Genomic DNA, 322 nt, shown 5'->3' with positions numbered 1-322 from the left:
CCAGCCGGACGATGTCTTGCCTGTCGCCGGGCTTTGCGTCGTCATGCGGCTCTCCCCTCCGGCCCAGACAGACCGCTGCCCTTGATCGCCTGCCCTACCGCAGCGGCCTGCAAACGATCGAGCAGGGCCAGATCCGGCTTTCTCAGCGGCGCATCGGCAGACAGGTCTTCGAAGCGGACCCCCGGTCGCGGGGACAAGATCGCGCTCAGACGTTCCAGCAGGATGCAGGCAAGAAAGGCCGGACCCACAAGCGGGTGATTGCGCAGCGCCTTGCCGATAAAGGCCAGAAATCCGCGGTTGTCGCCCGCAGCCCGGGCGAGGG

1 protein-coding gene is annotated in these 322 nt (G+C 67.1%); it reads right to left on the bottom strand.

Features of this window, described 5'->3' with window-relative positions:
* Positions 1-41: 41 nt before the first annotated feature.
* Positions 42-322, bottom strand: a 281-nt coding sequence (locus tag EEB11_RS19720) for a hypothetical protein (RefSeq protein ID WP_167852827.1), incomplete at its 5' end; no start/stop codon positions are given.

The sequence above is a fragment of the Pseudotabrizicola sediminis genome, assembly GCF_004745575.1.
GTDB classification, from domain to species: Bacteria; Pseudomonadota; Alphaproteobacteria; order Rhodobacterales; family Rhodobacteraceae; genus Pseudotabrizicola; species Pseudotabrizicola sediminis.
Note: the sequence above shows the minus strand (reverse complement) of the source record. Positions and strands in the feature narration are given on the sequence as shown.